At 65.0% G+C, this 16,492-nt stretch carries 12 protein-coding genes; 2 read left to right on the plus strand and 10 right to left on the minus strand.

The features are described 5' to 3' along the window. Nucleotides 1–46 precede the first annotated feature (46 nt). From RAD04_RS31815 to RAD04_RS31840, 6 genes are all read right to left on the minus strand, one after another. Nucleotides 47–2,320 carry an O-linked N-acetylglucosamine transferase, SPINDLY family protein gene (locus tag RAD04_RS31815; RefSeq protein WP_461626955.1) on the minus strand — a complete coding sequence of 758 codons (2,274 nt, stop codon included), beginning with the start codon at nucleotides 2,318–2,320 and terminating at the stop codon, nucleotides 47–49. 113 nt (nucleotides 2,321–2,433) lie between these two features. Next, on the minus strand, nucleotides 2,434–4,674 hold the full coding sequence (locus RAD04_RS31820; RefSeq protein WP_461626956.1) for an O-linked N-acetylglucosamine transferase, SPINDLY family protein: 2,241 nt from the start codon (nucleotides 4,672–4,674) through the stop codon (nucleotides 2,434–2,436). Between the two features lie 101 nt (nucleotides 4,675–4,775). Further along, the gene (locus tag RAD04_RS31825) at nucleotides 4,776–5,513 is read right to left on the minus strand and encodes an amino acid ABC transporter ATP-binding protein (protein ID WP_183234228.1); all 738 of its coding nucleotides are present in this window, start codon (nucleotides 5,511–5,513) and stop codon (nucleotides 4,776–4,778) included. Nucleotides 5,514–5,524: 11 nt separating this feature from the next. Then, nucleotides 5,525–7,045 (minus strand): amino acid ABC transporter permease, encoded by a 1,521-nt coding sequence (locus RAD04_RS31830; RefSeq protein WP_461626957.1) that lies wholly within the window; start codon nucleotides 7,043–7,045, stop codon nucleotides 5,525–5,527. Next, complete coding sequence (locus RAD04_RS31835; RefSeq protein WP_461626958.1) at nucleotides 7,042–8,247, minus strand: amino acid ABC transporter permease; 1,206 nt, start codon at nucleotides 8,245–8,247, stop codon at nucleotides 7,042–7,044. Before RAD04_RS31835 ends, RAD04_RS31830 begins: the two co-directional genes overlap by 4 nt. Before the next feature lie 24 nt (nucleotides 8,248–8,271). Beyond that, on the minus strand, nucleotides 8,272–9,288 hold the full coding sequence (locus RAD04_RS31840) for an amino acid ABC transporter substrate-binding protein (RefSeq protein ID WP_461626959.1): 1,017 nt from the start codon (nucleotides 9,286–9,288) through the stop codon (nucleotides 8,272–8,274). A 389-nt stretch (nucleotides 9,289–9,677) separates the two neighbouring features. Here RAD04_RS31840 and metC point away from each other — a divergent pair, with 389 nt between their 5' ends. Beyond that, entirely contained in the window at nucleotides 9,678–10,862 is a 1,185-nt protein-coding gene (gene metC / locus RAD04_RS31845) for a cystathionine beta-lyase (RefSeq protein ID WP_461626960.1), read from the plus strand. Between the two features lie 176 nt (nucleotides 10,863–11,038). Next, on the plus strand, nucleotides 11,039–12,730 hold the full coding sequence (locus tag RAD04_RS31850) for a Na/Pi cotransporter family protein (RefSeq protein ID WP_461626961.1): 1,692 nt from the start codon (nucleotides 11,039–11,041) through the stop codon (nucleotides 12,728–12,730). Nucleotides 12,731–12,739: 9 nt separating this feature from the next. Here RAD04_RS31850 and RAD04_RS31855 read toward each other — a convergent pair whose 3' ends face one another. The 4 genes from RAD04_RS31855 to RAD04_RS31870 form a co-directional block, all read right to left on the minus strand. After that, the gene (locus RAD04_RS31855) at nucleotides 12,740–13,078 is read right to left on the minus strand and encodes a lipid-A-disaccharide synthase N-terminal domain-containing protein (protein WP_461626962.1); all 339 of its coding nucleotides are present in this window, start codon (nucleotides 13,076–13,078) and stop codon (nucleotides 12,740–12,742) included. Beyond that, nucleotides 13,075–13,812 carry a glycosyltransferase family 2 protein gene (locus tag RAD04_RS31860; RefSeq protein WP_461626963.1) on the minus strand — a complete coding sequence of 246 codons (738 nt, stop codon included), beginning with the start codon at nucleotides 13,810–13,812 and terminating at the stop codon, nucleotides 13,075–13,077. Before RAD04_RS31860 ends, RAD04_RS31855 begins: the two co-directional genes overlap by 4 nt. Nucleotides 13,813–13,879: 67 nt before the next feature. Next, nucleotides 13,880–14,725 (minus strand): phosphatase PAP2 family protein, encoded by an 846-nt coding sequence (locus tag RAD04_RS31865; RefSeq protein ID WP_461626964.1) that lies wholly within the window; start codon nucleotides 14,723–14,725, stop codon nucleotides 13,880–13,882. A 1-nt stretch (nucleotide 14,726) separates the two neighbouring features. Continuing rightward, nucleotides 14,727–16,469 (minus strand): ArnT family glycosyltransferase, encoded by a 1,743-nt coding sequence (locus tag RAD04_RS31870; protein WP_461626965.1) that lies wholly within the window; start codon nucleotides 16,467–16,469, stop codon nucleotides 14,727–14,729. Between the last annotated feature and the right edge of the window lie 23 nt (nucleotides 16,470–16,492).

Raw genomic sequence — 16,492 nt, forward strand, 5'->3', positions numbered from 1 at the left:
CTGATTCGCGTTCCGTGCTATTCCGGGGCTCGCTGCAGGATCCGGCTCAGGAACCGCCCGGTGCGTCTGCCCCGATTATCGCAGCGTCGTCGCTCTCCGCGGCGGCGGCACAATAGTCGCGCCAGAAGTGACGATAACCCGCTTCGAGCTCACGCGTGTACATCTCGACATTACCGGCGGGCGAGGCTGCGATCTGAGCCGGCAATCCCGCGCGCAACTTCGCCAAATGCTCGGGCTGCGAGGCGAATTTGCGGGCGATCTCGACATAGCCGTCGTCATCCCCGGCGACCCAGTCACCGAGACCGACGGCGGCCACGATGGAGGCGCCGGCACGCGAAGAAGCCCCAATGCCAAGCTTGGCGACGACGGGAACGCCCTTGTAGAGGGATTCCCAGGTGCTGATGCCGCCATTCTGCGGGAACGTGTCGAGCGAAATATCGATCTTGTCAAAAGCCATCAGGTGATCGTCGCGCGAGGTGGTGCCGAGGCACGTGATATCCTCCTCGGCAATGCCCTGCGCGATGAAGCGTGCGATCAGGCTATCGCGCAGCAAGGCATCGTCGAGCAAACCATGCTTGAGGATGATCTTCGATCCCGGCACCTCCCGCATGATGCGCGACCACACACGGATCGCATCATCCGAGATCTTGTAGATGCGGTTGAACACGCCGAAGGTGACGTAGCCGTTGCGGAGCATTGGCAGCTCGGAAGGCCGCAGATTGGTGACCGGCTCCATCGTGATCAGGCACGGCAGATCGTAGATCTTTTCCGGAAACAAATGCCGCGCCGATGGCGGAATAAAAATGGGATCCGCGAGCACGTAGTCCATGGTCTGCATGCCCGTGCCCGTCGCGTGTCCGAAGCCGGTAGCCTGGATCGGAGCCGGCTTCCGCGCGAAGCATTGCAGCCGGTTGCCGGTCGTGTGGCCCGAAACGTCGATCAGGATGTCGACATTGTCGGCCTGAATGCGATCGGCGAGTTCGTCGTCCGACATCTGCCAAGCGTCGACCCAAACGTCCGCCATTTGCTTGAACATGGCGGTGTACTCGTCCGCTCCCGGCCAGGAGTAGTAGCAGATGATCTTGAACTTGGCGTGATCATGATGGCGCAACACCGGCAGCAGGGTGAGCCCCGCCGAGTGTTGCCGGAATTCGGCCGCGACATATCCGACCACGATCTGCTTGTCCGGATCCAGCGGCCGCTTCGGCAGCGTCCTTTGCGGAATCTTCGAGCCGATCGCATCCCACCATGACTTTCGCACAGCCTGCTGGACCGCGAAATCGGCATCCGCGAGGTAGTCCAGCAGGAAGATCTTGCCTCTGATCGCGTCTCCATAGTCCGGTCGGAGCGCCAGCGCACGATCGAGATATTCGATCGCAGCGTCCATCTCTCCCTGGTTCGAATAAGCGAAGCCCATCAGCGCCAACCCCATCTCGGAGCGCGGGTTGCGCTCGATCAAGGTCATCGCGGCCGCCATCGCCTGCGCGGTCTTTCCCATGACGAGGCAGACCTGCGCCTTACCCCGAAGGGCCAGTTCGAGCTTGGGCGAAATCGCAAGCGCCGCATCGAAATCCGCCAGCGCCTCGTGGAGGCGCTGCAGCTCGTAACTGAGCCGCCCGCGCTGGGCCAGGATCCTCGGCGCGCCCGGCTTGATCGCGAGCGCCGTGGCTAACTTGGCTGCCGCCTCCTCGTGGTGCCGCAGTTCCATGCTGACCATGCCGCTGCCGACGATGGCCTCCGCGTGGCGCGGCTGAAATAGCAGGGCGCGATCGAAACTCTCCTTGGCGCGCATGATCTGCCCAAGCACGATCTCGACCATGCCGCGATTGCAGAGCGCGTCGGCATAATCCGGTTTGACCTTGATGGCGCGCTCGTGCATTTCGAGCGCCTGCTCGTAGAGCCCCATATGCATCAGCGTGTTGCCGAGATTGGTCAGCGCCACCGCGAAATTCGGCTTCAGCGCGATCGCCCTCTCCTGGCACCGCCGCGCGTCCTCGTAATTGCCGAGGTCGAAATGCACGGTAGCGAGGTTGTTATGGGCATCGTGCAGGCGTGGATCGAGCGCAATCACGCGCTCCAGCAGCTGTTGCGCCTCCTCGAAGCGCCGGCCGTCGTGGGCGCACATGCCGAGCAGGTGGATGGCGTCGACATGATCCGGAAGGGCTTTCAGGATCTCGCGGCACAGCGCCTCGGTCTCGGCATAGCGGCCCTGGCCATAGGCGTTCGCCGCAGCGGCGATGACGGCGTCGGCCTGCTTCATCAACTTCTTCTGCAATCGCGCATTCTGGAATGCGCGCGCGCCGCCGCCGCTGTTCTGCAAGGTGTCTCTCCGGAGGATGCCCTCAGGGGAGTCTAACTGATTCGCTGCCCTGGCCCGCCGGTGACCAGACCAATAGCGACTCCGGGGTTTCCCGGGGGCAACGCAAGGTCGGGCTACGCCGCCTCGCCGCGTTCCGAGGCCGCGGCACAATGATCGTGCCAGAACCGGCGATAGGCCGCTTCGACCTCACGCGTGTAAAGTTCGACGTTGCCGGCAGGCGAGGCTGCGATCCGAGCCGGCAGCTCCGCCCGCAGCTTCGCCAGATGAGCGGGCTGCGCCGCGTATTTGCATGCGATCGCGGCGTAGCCGTCGTCATCCTCGGCGACCCAGTCGTCGAGGCCGACGGCCGCCACGATGGAGCCCCCGGCGCGCGACGAAGAGCCGTTGCCGAGCTTGGCGACCACCGGAACGCCCGCATAGAGGGATTCCCAGGTGCTGATGCCGCCATTTTGCGGGAAGGTGTCGAGGGAGATGTCGACTTGTGCAAAGGCCAGCAGATGCTCGTGGCGCGTGGTCGAGCCGAGGCAGGTGATATTCTCTTCGGCAATGCCCTGGGCCACGAACCGCGCGACCAAGCCGTCGCGCAGCAAGGGATCGTCGAGCAGCCCGTGCTTGATGATGATCTTCGACCCCCTCACCTCACGCATCACTTCCGACCACACCCGGATCGCCTCGTCCGAGATCTTGTAGATGCGGTTGAACACGCCGAAGGTCACATGGCCGTTCCGGAGCATGGGAAGCTCCGAGGGCGGCACGTCCAGGATGGGATCGATCGTGATCAGGCAGGGCAGATCATGGACCTTCTCAGTCAGCAAATGGCGCGCCGATTGCGGAATGAAGATTGGATCGGCGAGCACGTAATCCATGGTCTGAAGGCCCGTGCCCGTGGCGTGTCCGAAACCCGTGACCTGGATCGGGGCCGGCTTGCGGGCAAATACGGGGAGCCTGTTGCCGGCCGTATGCCCGGATACGTCGATCAGGATGTCGATCTTGTCCGACTGGATGCGATCGGCGAGCTCGTCGTCCGAAAGCTGCGCGGCATCGACCCAGACGTCCGCGAGAGGCTTGAATCTCTCGGTGATCTCATCCTGCAGCGGCCAGCAGGAATAGCAGACGATCTCGAACCTCGTGTGATCATGATGGCGCAGCACCGGCAACAGCGCGAACGCCGCCGAGTGGTTTCTGAATTCCGAGGCGACATAGCCGACGACGATCCGCCTGTCCGGATCGAGCTCCCGGGGCGGCAGCGTCCGTTGCGGCAATCTGGTGCCGATCGCATCCCACCAGGATTTTCGCGCCGCCTGCTGGACCGCGAAATCCGCCTCGGGCAGATAATCCAGGATGAAGATCTTGCGGGCGATCGCATCCGCATAATCCGGCGTGATCTCGAGCGCCGCGTCGAGGTGCTCGAGCGCGGTCGCGACGTCTCCCTGGTTCGCGTAGCAGGCCCCGAGAAGGACGATTGCATAATCGGACCGCGGATTGTCCTCAAGCAGGGTCTTGACGGCCGCAATCGCCTGCGTCGTATTCCCCAGCAGCAGGTTGACTTGCGCCTTGCCACGCAGTGCGAGCTCGAGCCGCGGCGATTGCGCCAGCGCCGCATCGAAGTCCGCTGCCGCCTGCTCCAGCCGGTGCAGGTCGAAGTTGAGCCGTCCGCGCTGCGCCAGAATCCGCGGTGAACCCGGCTTGATCGCGAGCCCTGCCGCGAGGGCGGCTTCCGCCTCCTCAAAATGCCGGAGCTCGATGCACACCATGCCCTTGCCGGCGATCGCTTCCCCATGACGCGGCTGAAACGACAGGGCGCGATCGAAACTCTCCTTGGCGCGCTCGGACCGGCCGATCATCAGCTCCGCCATGCCGCGGTTGCAAAATGCATCGGCGTAGTCGGGCCGCAGCCTGATCGCGCGTTCGTGCAGCCCGATCGCCTGTTCTCCGAGGCCGACGTTGAGGAGCGTATTGCCGAGATTGGTCAGGGTGATCGGACAATTCGGCTTCAGCGCAAGGGCCTTCTCCTGGCATGCGCGCGCGTCCTGGAATCTCTGGAGATCGAAATACACGGCGCCGAGATTGCCATGGGCATCGGGGGAGCGCGGATCGAGCGCAATCGCGCGTTCGAACAGCCGTTGCGCCTCCTCCAGCCGCCCGCCCTCATAGGCGCGCAGGCCGAGCAGGTGCGTGGCGTGGAAATGATCCGGAACCTCCTCCACAATCCCGCGGCAGAGCGTCTCGGCCTCAGCAAATCGGCCCTGCCGGAGAGCCTCGACCGCGAGCGACATGACGGCGTCCGCCTGCTTCCTCAACTTCTTGTGCAATCGCGCATTCTGGAATGCGCGCGCGCCGACACTGCTCTGCAAGGTCTCTCTCCGGAAGATGGCCCGGAAAGAGGCACAGCTGATTCGGATGGTGCCAGGCTGGCGGCCCGGTCAGACCGGCGAGGTCTCCGGATGGCAGGTGCTCAGCGCAGAATCTGGCTCAGGAACAGTTTTGTGCGGGCGTGCTGGGGCGCCGCAAAGAACTCGTTCGGCGTGTTGGCCTCGATGATCTGGCCGGCATCCATGAACACCACGCGGTTGGCGACCTCGCGGGCAAAGCCCATTTCGTGAGTGACGACCAGCATGGTCATGCCTTCCTCGGCAAGGTCCACCATGGTGTCGAGCACCTCCTTGACCATCTCCGGGTCGAGCGCCGAGGTCGGCTCGTCGAACAGCATGACCTTCGGGTTCATGGTCAGGGCCCGCGCGATCGCGACGCGCTGCTGCTGGCCGCCGGACATCTGCCCCGGAAACTTGTTGGCCTGATGCGGGATCTTGACCCGCTCCAGGAACTTCATCGCGTTGATCTCGGCGTCCTTCTTCGGGATGTTGCGCACCCAGATCGGCGCCAGCGTGCAGTTCTCCAGCACGGTCAGATGCGGAAACAGGTTGAAGCTCTGGAACACCATGCCGACCTCGCGGCGCACCGCGTCGATGTGCTTGAGGTTGGGCCCGAGCGCGATGCCGTCGACGACGATCTCGCCTTCCTGGAATTCCTCAAGCGCGTTGATGCAGCGGATCAGGGTCGACTTGCCGGAGCCCGAGGGCCCGCAGATCACGATGCGCTCTCCCTTCGCGACCGCGAGGTCGATGTCGCGCAGCACGTGAAAGTCGCCGTACCATTTGTTGAGGCCGGAAATCTTGACGATGGGGTCGGACATGGTGACCTCGATCAGTTGCGACGGTGGGCGTTGAGGCGGTGCTCGACGAACAGCGAGTAGCGCGACATTCCAAAGCAGAAGATGAAGTAGATGATCCCGGCGAAGGCGAAGCCGGTGAACGCGGTCGAGGGCGTCGACCATTTCGGGTCCGAGAACGAGGCCCTGAGCGAGCCCAACAGGTCGAACAGCGCCACGATCGAGACCAGCGAGGTGTCCTTGAACAGCGAGATGAAGCTGTTGACGAGGTTCGGAATGACGTGACGCAGCCCCTGCGGGAGCACGATCAGCGAGGTCGTCTTCCACCAGGACAGACCCAGGGCGGCGGCGGCCTCACCCTGCCCGCGTGGGATCGCAGCGAGCCCGCCGCGGACGTTCTCGGCCTGATAGGCGCCCGTGAACAGCGCGATCCCGATCAGCGCGCGGACGAGACCGTCGACGGTGAAATTGCCGGGCAGGAACAGCGGCAGCATGTAGGTGGCGAAGAACAGCACGGTGATCAGCGGCACGCCGCGCCAGAACTCGATGAAGGCGATCGAGAAGATCCGGATCAGCGGAATGGAGGAGCGGCGGCCGAGCGCCAGCGCGATGCCGATCGGCAGCGAGGTGACGATGCCGGTGACGGAGACCACCAGCGTCACCAGGAGGCCGCCCCACAAATTCGTCGTCACGACCGGGAGTCCACCGCGATCGAGCCCCATCAGCTTGATGACGACAGCGATGGCGGCGAAGGCAGCGATGCTCGAGGCCAGAGCGCGCCAACCCGTGCGCAAGCCGCCGCCGAGACCGAAGGCGATCAACGACACGACTGCGGTCGTCACGGCGAAATCGGCCCAGACCGACTGGCCCGCTCCCTGGATCTGATCGCGCAGCCAGGTCAGCGGGAGGATCAACCAGGAGATCGCCGTGCCGACCAGCACGATGAAATTCCCGACCAACCACAACAACGGCGCGGCGGCGGATGTCTTACTGAGACCGAGCACGGCCTGCCCGGCGCCGATGATGCTGTCGTCGAACAATTCCAGCAGGCCGGCGGTCCAGCTGAGGCCGAAGCCCTTGATGCCGCCGCCCTGCAGCAGAAAGAACGCGACCACCGGAAATGCGAAGAAGAACAGACTGGCGTTGAGCCCCTTCGCCGGCAGACGTGGCACGAGCAGCGGCACCAGCAGGGCCACCGCAAGGATGAAGGTGAGGTTGACCCGCCAGCGCTCGGCCTCGGGATAAAAACCGTAGATCAATTGCGGCAGCTTGGCCTGGATGTAGGGCCAGCAGGCGCCGACCGCAAAGCCAGCGTTCTCCGCGAGGCATGCTGTGCGGTCCTTGCCGCTCCAGACCGCATCCACCATCAGGAACCTGACCGAGGGAATGATGGTGAACCACAACAGCAAGGCGCCCACGATCGTGAGCAGGATGTTGGTCGGCGAGTTGAACAGGCGCGTACGCATCAGCCCGACAAAGCCCGTGGTCTTCATCGGTGCGGGACGCTCGGTGAGCAGGTCCCGGCGGACGAAGCTGCTCGAGGCAATATCGCTCATGCGCCCAGACTCCGGCTGACGCGCCACCCGTAGACGCTCATGACCGCGCTGGTGAGCAGCGAGATCAGGAGATAGATGCCCATGGTCATCGCGATGATCTCGATCGCCTGCCCGGTCTGGCTCAGCGACGTGCCGGCGAACACCGAGACGAGGTCGGGGTAGCCGATCGCGACCGCCAGCGACGAGTTCTTGGTGAGATTGAGGTACTGGTTGGTCAGCGGCGGCACGATCACGCGCATGGCCTGCGGCACGACGATCAGCCGGAGCGTGGTGCCGCGGCTGAGGCCGAGCGAGGCCCCCGCCTCCATCTGCCCCTTGTGGACGGACAGGATTCCGGCGCGCACGATCTCGGCGATGAAGGCGGCGGTATAGGTCGACAGCGCCAGCGTCAGCGCCACGAATTCCGGGATGATCCGCGAGCCGCCGGCGAAGTTGAAGCCCTTCAGCTGCGGCAGCTCGAAGGTGAAGGGCAAACCTGATACCAGCATCGTGGCGAGCGGCAGCCCAAACAGCAGGCCCAGCACAGCGGGCCAGATCCGGATCATCCGCCCTTCCTGAAACAGTGCGCGCCGCGCATAGAAGCGCAAGACCAGTGACGCGACGATACCGAGCGCCAGCATCGCCAGGAACGGCTCCAGGCCGCTCCCGCCGACCGGGCTTGGAATGACGAGGCCGCGATTGCTGATGAAGGCAACGCCGAGCAGCGAGATGCTCTGCCGCGGATTGGGCAAGGCAGCGAGCACCGCGAGGTACCAGAACAGGATCTGGAACAGCAGCGGCAGGTTGCGGATGATCTCGACATAGATCTCGCCGACGCGCGACAACAGCCAATTGGGCGACAGCCGGCACAGCGCGACGATGAAGCCGATCAAGGTGGCGAAGACGATGCCCACCACCGAGACCACAAGCGTGTTCAGGAGCCCGACCACGAACACGCGCAGGAAGGTGTCCGAACCGGTATAGGAGATCAGGGTCTGGTTGACGTCGAAGCCGGCATTATTCCTGAGGAAGCCGAAGCCGGCGGCGATGTGCTGGTTTTCGAGGTTGGCGCGGGCATTGGAGACGATCTCATAGCCGATCCAGCCCAGGATCGCCGCGAAGGCAAACTGGACGGCAACGCCGTTCCAGCCTGCCTTGCCACCCAGAACGCGCCTGATCTTCAGCGCGATCTGGGGTGGCGGTTTTCGGGCCTCGGTGCTCATGCCGCTGCCAGCGGATCAGGATGATCAGCGGATCGGCGGCGCGTACTGAAGACCGCCCTTGTTCCAGAGATTGTTAAGGCCACGATTGATACCGAGCGGCGAGCCTGCGCCGACATTGCGATCGAACACCTCGCCGTAATTGCCGACCGCCTTCACGATCCGCACCACCCAGTCCTTGGTCAGGCCGAGCTGTTCGCCAAAATTGCCGTCGGTGCCGAGGACGCGCTTCAACTCGGGATTTTCCAGCTTCGCTTTCTCGTCGACGTTCTTCGAGCTCACGCCAAGCTCTTCGGCGGTGACCATCGCGAACAGGGTCCACTTCACGATGTCGAACCACTGATCGTCGCCGTGGCGCACCATGGGGCCGAGCGGCTCCTTCGAGATGATCTCGGGAAGCACCATGTGGTCGTTGGGATTGGCAAGCTTCAGGCGATTGGCGTACAAGCCCGACTGATCGGTGGTGAAGACGTCGCAGCGTCCGGCCTCATAGGCCTTGACCGTTTCGTCGTTGGTGCCGAATGCGATCACCTCGTACTTCATGTTGTTGGCCTTGAAGTAGTCGGCCAGATTCTGCTCGGTGGTGGTGCCGGTCTGCACGCAGACCGAGGCGCTGTTGAGCTCGAGTGCCGAATTCACCTTGAGCGACTTCTTCACCATGAAGCCCTGCCCGTCATAATAGGTCACGCCGGTAAAATTGGCGCCGAGCGAGGTATCACGCGAGATGGTCCAGGTGGTGTTGCGCGAAAGCACGTCGATTTCGCCGGATTGCAGCGCGGTGAAACGGTCCTTGGCGGACAGCGGCACGTACTTGACCTTGGTCGCATCGTTGAAGATCGCCCCGGCGATCGCCTTGCAGACGTCGACGTCGAGGCCGGTCCAGTTGCCCTTGTCGTCGGGCGAGGAGAATCCCGGCAGGCCCTGGCTGACGCCGCAGGACAGCATGCCCCGGTCCTTGACCGTCTTGAGCGTTTGCGCATCGGCGGCCTGGGCGGAGAGGCAGGCGGCGAGAGCAAGAGTGAGAGCCAGGGTTACGCGTTTCATGGGCTTTGGGCCTTTCAAAGTCGTCTCAAGGAACGTTGTCTCAGGATCATCGCTGCCAGGGCCAGGCGTATCAAGGCCAGCCCTGCAAGAGTCATGCTGGAAAACCTTGCCGAACACCCGCCGATCCCGGGAGGCCATACCTTAATCCCCGCCGCAGGCGCCCGCCGATATGGCTGTGGCGCAAGGTCCGGTCAGACGATGGATCGAAGGTCGCGGCAGGCCCCTCAACATGCGGCGACTGAATAGCACCTGCGCATCACAGAACGACTGGCGTGCCGGGTCAAGGGGTTGACGGGACTCTTCTGTGTTCTGTTATTAACGACAGCGGCCTTTCGGCCAGCCCGTCAGGCGCCAAGCCCGAGCGGAAACGCGGTTTTGAAAGCAGACGCATGGATTCCTCGCACCCCCAAGAGCAGCATGCCGAGACCCGGCTGGTCACCTCCGGCCGCGACACCAAGGCGCAGAAGGGGTTCGTCAATCCGCCCGTCTTTCACGGCTCGACCGTGCTCTACCCGACCGCCGAGGACCTGCACGCGCATCGCGGCGAGTTCACCTATGGCCGCCACGGTTCCCCCACCACCAAGGCGTTCCAGGAAACGCTGATGGCGCTGGAGGGACCGCAATGCGCCGGCGTCGGCATCGTCCCGTCGGGGCTGTCGGCGATCTCGACCACCCTGCTCTCGGTGCTCAAGGCCGGCGACAATCTCCTGGTCTGCGACAACGTCTATCGACCCTCGCGCAATTTCTGCAACGGCCTGCTCACCCGCTTTGGCGTCGAGACCACCTATTTCGATCCGATGATCGGCGCCGGCATCGATAAGCTGTTCAAGCCCAACACCCGGGCCGTGCTGGTGGAGGCGCCGGGCTCGCAGTCGTTCGAGATGCCGGACATTCGCGCCATCGCCGAGGTCGCGCATGGGCGCGGCGCGCTCGTCATCGACGACAACACCTGGGCGACGCCGCTCTATCACCGCTCGCTCGAACAGGGCGTCGACATCAGCATGCAGGCCGCGACCAAATATATCGGCGGCCATTCCGACATCATGTTCGGCACGATCTCGGCCAACGCCAAGGCCTGGCCGCAGATCGCGGAAGGCATCCGCCTGCTCGGCGTCTGCGCCGGACCCGACGACGTCTTCCTGGCGCTGCGCGGCCTGCGCACGCTGTCGGTGCGGCTGGCGCAGCATCATCGTTCCGGGCTCGACATGGCGCGCTGGCTGGCTAGCCGGCCCGAGGTCGCGCGCGTGCTGCATCCCGGCTTGGAGACCGATCCCGGTCACGCGATCTGGAAGCGGGACTTCACCGGCGCCTCCGGCCTGTTCAGCATCGTGCTGAAGCCGGCCCCGCAGAAGGCCGTCGACACCATGCTCAACACGCTCAAACTGTTCGGCATGGGCTTTTCATGGGGAGGCTTCGAGAGCCTTGCGATCCCCTTCGATTGCGATGCCTATCGCACCGCGACCAAGTGGTCGCCGGGCGGCCCGACGCTGCGCCTGCATATTGGACTGGAGAGCGTCGACGACCTCAAGGCCGATCTCGACCGCGGCTTCGCTGCCCTCAAGGCGGCAATATGAGCCTACTCACAAGGCATCTCGACTGCGGATGCGCCAACGCGCGCCGCGGCGGACGCTCAATGCGCCGCGGGAACGTGCGGCTGGCGTAAACGTTAACGCCGACGCGCCAACAAAAGGTTTGAACCTCAAGCATTTGGCGCTAGCCTCACCAATCGACTCCAATCCGGACACGGAGCATGGGAACGTTGGTTCTGCTCGATCTGATGGGCGGCGTTGCGCTGTTGCTGTGGGGCCTGCATATGGTCCACAGCGGGATCCTGCGCGCCTTCGGCCCGGACCTGAGGCGCTTGCTCGGCAAGGCGCTGAGCAACCGTGCCAGCGCCTTCGCCGCCGGCCTCGGCCTAACCGCGCTACTCCAGAGCAGCACCGCGACCGCCCTGATCACGAGCTCGTTCGCAGCCGAGGGGCTCGTCAGCCTCGCCGCTGCGCTCGCCATCATGCTCGGGGCCAATGTCGGCACGACGCTGATCGTGCAGGTGCTGTCGTTCAACATCGCAGCCGTCGCGCCGGTCCTGTTCGTGCTCGGCCTCGTCGCCTTCCGCTCCGGCCCGCGATCGCGGATCAAGGATATCGGCCGCGTCTGCATCGGCCTCGGCCTGATGCTGCTCTCGCTGCACATCCTGCTTGACACGCTGGCGCCGGCGGAGAACGCACCGGGCGTCCGCATCGTGATGTCGGCCATCACGGGCGACCCCATATTGTGCATCGTCATCGCCGCCCTCGTCACCTGGGCCGTGCATTCGAGCGTCGCCAGCGTGCTGCTGATCATGTCGCTGGCCTATTCGCAGTTCATCACGCCCTACGCGGCGCTGGCGCTGGTGCTCGGGGCTAATCTCGGCAGTGCCATCAATCCCGTGTTCGAGGGCGCCAGGCGTGACGATCCCGCGAGCTACCGTCTGCCGGTCGGCAATCTCGTCAACCGCGTCGTCGGGATTGCGCTCGTCCTGCCCTTCCTCGGCACGATCGCCGAGCACATCCACGCCTGGCAGCCCGATCTGGCCAAGATGACGGCGGCTTTCCACATCGCCTTCAATGTCGGCACGGCCGTCGTCTTCATCGGCCTGCTCGACACCATGTCGCGCCTACTCACCCGCCTCCTGCCGGATCGCGTGCAGGAGGCCGACCCAGCCCGGCCGCGCTATCTCGACGAGACCGCGCTGGAGACGCCGTCGCTGGCGCTCGCCGACGCCGCCCGCGAGACGTTGCGGATGGGCGACCTCGTCGAGGTCATGCTGCGCAAGGTGATGGCTGCGATGATGACCGGCGACCGTGCGCTGGTCGACCAGGTCTCCAAGATGGACAATTTCGTCGACGGTCTCGACGAGGCCATCAAGCTCTACGTGACCAAGCTGATGCGGGGCAGCCTCGACGAGAGCGAAGGACGGCGTGCGATGGAGATCATCTCCTTCGCCATCAACCTCGAACATATCGGCGACATCATCGACAAGAGCCTGAGCGAGCTCGCCACCAAGAAGATCAAGCGGCGCTTCCAGTTCTCGGCGGAAGGCGCCGACGAGCTCGCCGCCTTCCACAAGCGCACCATGGACTCGCTGCGGATTGCCTTCGGCGTCTTCATGTCCGGCGACGCCAACGAGGCGCGCAAGCTGCTGGTGGAGAAAACTGCACTGCGCAACACCGAGCTTGCCGCAGTCGAGCGCCACCTCGACCGCCTGCGCGAGGGCCGCCCCGAAACCATAGAAACGACCTCGCTGCATCTGGACGTGCTGCGCGATCTCAGGCGCATCCACTCGCACATCTGCTCGGTCGCCTACCCGGTGCTCGACGCGGCCGGCGTGCCCTATCGCAGGACCGAGGCGGAGACAGCGGCGCTGCCAGCCTCAGGCGCGGCGTCGGCGTTGCCGCGATAAAACCTGGGCTCAGCGATCGAGCGTCTTCGAGGCGCGGCCGCGGTTCTTGATGATCAGCATGATGTTGCGGATATAGATGATGGTCGCGAGCGATTGTCCGAGGATGATGACCGGCTCGCGCTTCACGAAGCCATAGACCAGCGTCATCAGCCCGCCGCCCATCGAGCAGAACCAGAACGCCATCGGCACCACGCTGTTGCCGGCGCGCTCGCTGGCGATCCACTGCACCAGGAAGCGCGCGGTGAAGAACAGCTGCGCGACAAGGCCGAACGCCAGCCAGAAATCGAACTTGGCGACGAAGACGTCGTAGAGATAGTTGCTCAGCGCCTGACCGTATTGAATGATCATGCGTTCACCTCAGTCACATCTGGTGTCGGCTTCTTGCGGCGGATTAGCCACCACACGCCGGCGAGATCCATGATGCCGATCCACAGCCGGTCGAAGAAGCCGTAGTTGGACACGCCGGAATGGCGCGGCCGGTCGATCACGTCGACATAGGCGATGTCGTAGCCTTCGCGCCGGACCAGCGCCGGCAGGAAGCGATGCAGCCCGTCGAAATAGGGCATCATCAGGAAGACCTCGCGCCGGAATGCCTTCAGCCCGCAGCCGGTATCCCGCGTGCCGTCCTTCAGGATGGAGTTGCGGACGCCGTTGGCCACGCGCGACTGGAATTTCTTGAAGCCGGTATCCTTGCGTCCGACGCGCTGCCCCGCGGCGAGGCCGACGCGCCCTGCTCCCTTCTGGACCGCCGCGATCAGGTCGGGCAGGAAGGCCGGATTGTTTTGGCCGTCGCCATCGAGCGTCGCCACGATCGCGCCGCGCGCCGCGCGCACGCCGCTGCGCACGGCCGCGGACTGGCCGCCTGATCTGGCATGGCGCAGTTGGCGCAGATTGCTCCGCTGCGCCATGATCGCCGCGAGCCGTTCGCCGGTCGCGTCGGTCGAGCCGTCGTTGACGTAGATGATCTCATAGGCCCAGCGGCCATCGAGCGCCGCGCCGATCTCCGCGATCAGCGGCGCGATGTTGTCGGCTTCGTTGCGCACGGGAACGACGATGGAAACCGAGGGCTGGGACGTCGACAAAGGCGGCTCGTGGTTGGAAGTGGGCCTGGGACCCCTGGGAACCGGCGGTCCCGGCAGGCAGCCGCTTTTATGGGGCGGATGCCCCGCGGGCAACCCTTTTGAGATGGCCCGAAACTGCCCCCGGGAGAGGCACGATGGTGCCGTCGGCGCGGATAGCAAAGCCCAGACGCCGGGCCGCGAACCAATAGCGGACCGCCATGGCGCCGACCGTGCCGACCAGGGCGCCGGCCACGACGTCGCTCGGGTGATGGGCGACCAGCACCAGCCGCGTCAACAGGATCACGATTGCGTATGTGAACATGAACACGCGCAGGCGTGGCCACAATGCCGATACCGCAAACGCCAGGGCGAACGCGGCCACGGCATGGCCCGACGGCAGACTGGCATAAGCCCCCGTCCCCTCGAACGGCACGAAGTTGAACGGATTGGCCTTGCCGCCGACAAACGGACGTCCGCGGCCGATGATATATTTCAGGACCTCGGCAACGAATGCCGACACGGCAATCGACAGAAACACAAACTGCAGCCGTGTGCCGAGACCGAGGAGCAGCGCGCGGCTTGTGCCGTGAAGCCCGGCCGCAACGAACGCCAACACCACCAGCAAGCCCCCGAGCACCGAGAGCAGATACTCGTCCTTGCCGAAATCGGTGAGGATGCGGATCGGCCACAGGCTTGGCGTGCCGCGCGCCGGCATCAGCTGGATCTCGGTCTGGTCGAACGCGAGCATCAGCGCAATGATCAGGGCCGCGCCCGCCGCGCTGAGCCACAGCGAATGCCGCGCCAGTTTTCGCGCGGCCTCTGCGCGGCGCGAATGCGAGGGCGTGCGGACGAGCTGCGCCAGCGCGCGCCGGGACACGGCGAGCAATTGCGCGGGATAGCCCGGACGGGGCGCGGGGCTGGTCGTAACAGGCATCCTATTCGGTGCCTTCCGAGCGGAAGATCGAGATCGAGATCGCGCGGCCTTGCGAGAAATTATAGCCGTCGATGCGGGTACCCACCTTGTAGCGCAGCCCGATCGCCTCGGCGCGCTGCACGAAGCTCCGCTCCGAACGCTGCTCGATCAGCGCAAAGCGGCAGCTCCCCTGCCTCAGGAAGTCGGCCGCGCCCGACCCGTCCGTGAGCAGGGTCTGGGTGCCCGTCAGGAAGACGAGGCTCGGCTCGTGATAGCCGGCAGCCGCCGCCTTCGGCCCGACGCAGGTGACGTTGCGGAGCGCGCGCGCGATCTCGATGCTCGGAAACAGTGGCGTCAGCGACGGCAGCACGATGCCATACACCACCACCGCCAGCATCAGGGCCGCGACCAGCGCGTTGAGCAGCGAGCGCTCGGCGCGGTTGTTGTCGTACAGCCACCAGGCGAACAGGCCGAAGATCAACGATGCCGCGATGAACGGCCAGGCCACAAAAGCCGGCTGCCGCGTCAGCATCACCGCGCCGACCACCGCGATGATCGAGGCGGCCGCGGGGATCGCGAACCACCAGGCCGAACCGCGCATCAGCCAGGAGCGCGACAGCACGCGCCGTTCCACCGCGCCGGCGGTGAGAATGGCGATCGCCGGATACAGCGGCAGCACGTAATGCGGCAGCTTGGTCAGCACCGCCTCGAACACGATCCAGGACGGGATCAGCCAGGCCAGCAGAAACTGCGCGCCGGGTTCGCGCCGCGCACGCCACACCGCAGGCGCCGCCATCGCCGCGAGCGGTGCGCCCGGCCAGAACGTGATCCAGAACAGCGCCAGGTAAAGTCCGGGCGGCGCCCCATGGGATTCCTGGGCGCCGATCTTGCTCAGCATGTCGCCGCCGACGGAATCGGCAAAGAAGGCATCGCCCGCGCGCCAGAAGATCGCGACGAACCAGGGCAGCACCAGCACCAGCATCCACATCAGGCCCCAGACCGGGCGCAGCTTCCACAGCCAGGAGGCATCGCGGTCCTGGATCGCGAGCGCGACGATGGTCAGCGCCGCGAACATCAGGATCAGCGGACCCTTGATCAGGATGCCCACCGCAAGCGCGGTCCAGAAGATCGCGGGCCAGCTCCAGGGCGGATGCGTCTCGTCCTCGGCGCGCTGCCAGGACAGATAGGCGCGCGCCATCGCCCCCATCGCGGCGGTCACGCAGAACAGCAGCATCGCGTCGGTCTTGGCCAGCCGCGCCTCGACGCCGAGCAGCACCGAAGCGCACATCATCAGCGCCGCCAGCACTGCGGCACGCCGCGTGACGAAGCCGAGCGCCGCCCAATAGGTCATGAGCACCGCACCGATCGCCCCGAACAGCGACGGCAGCCGGTAGACCCAGATCCGCAATTCGGCCTTCGGCAGCTTGAGCATCGAGGCGGCTTCGACCGTCGCCGATTGCAACCAGTAGATGCCGACCGGCTTCTTGTAGCGGACGTCCTCCTGAAAGCGGATGTCGACATAGTCGCCGCTCTCGACCATTTGCTTGGTGGCCTGGGCGAACCGTGCCTCGTCGCGATCGATCGGCGGGATCGTGAAGAAGCCCGGCAGGAACAACAGCAGCGCGCACACGAGCAGGAAGGCGACGGCGCGGGCATGGCTGGCCGTGACGACATCGAGCATGCGCACGAGCCCGCTGCCCGGATTCGCGGGCGATTTCGGCTCGCGGGGAGCTCCAAAACGGGGTGTAGGATAGGTCTCGGCCATTGGTTCCGCTTACGCTGAAACCG

The organism is Bradyrhizobium sp. 25ACV, from assembly GCF_054863005.1.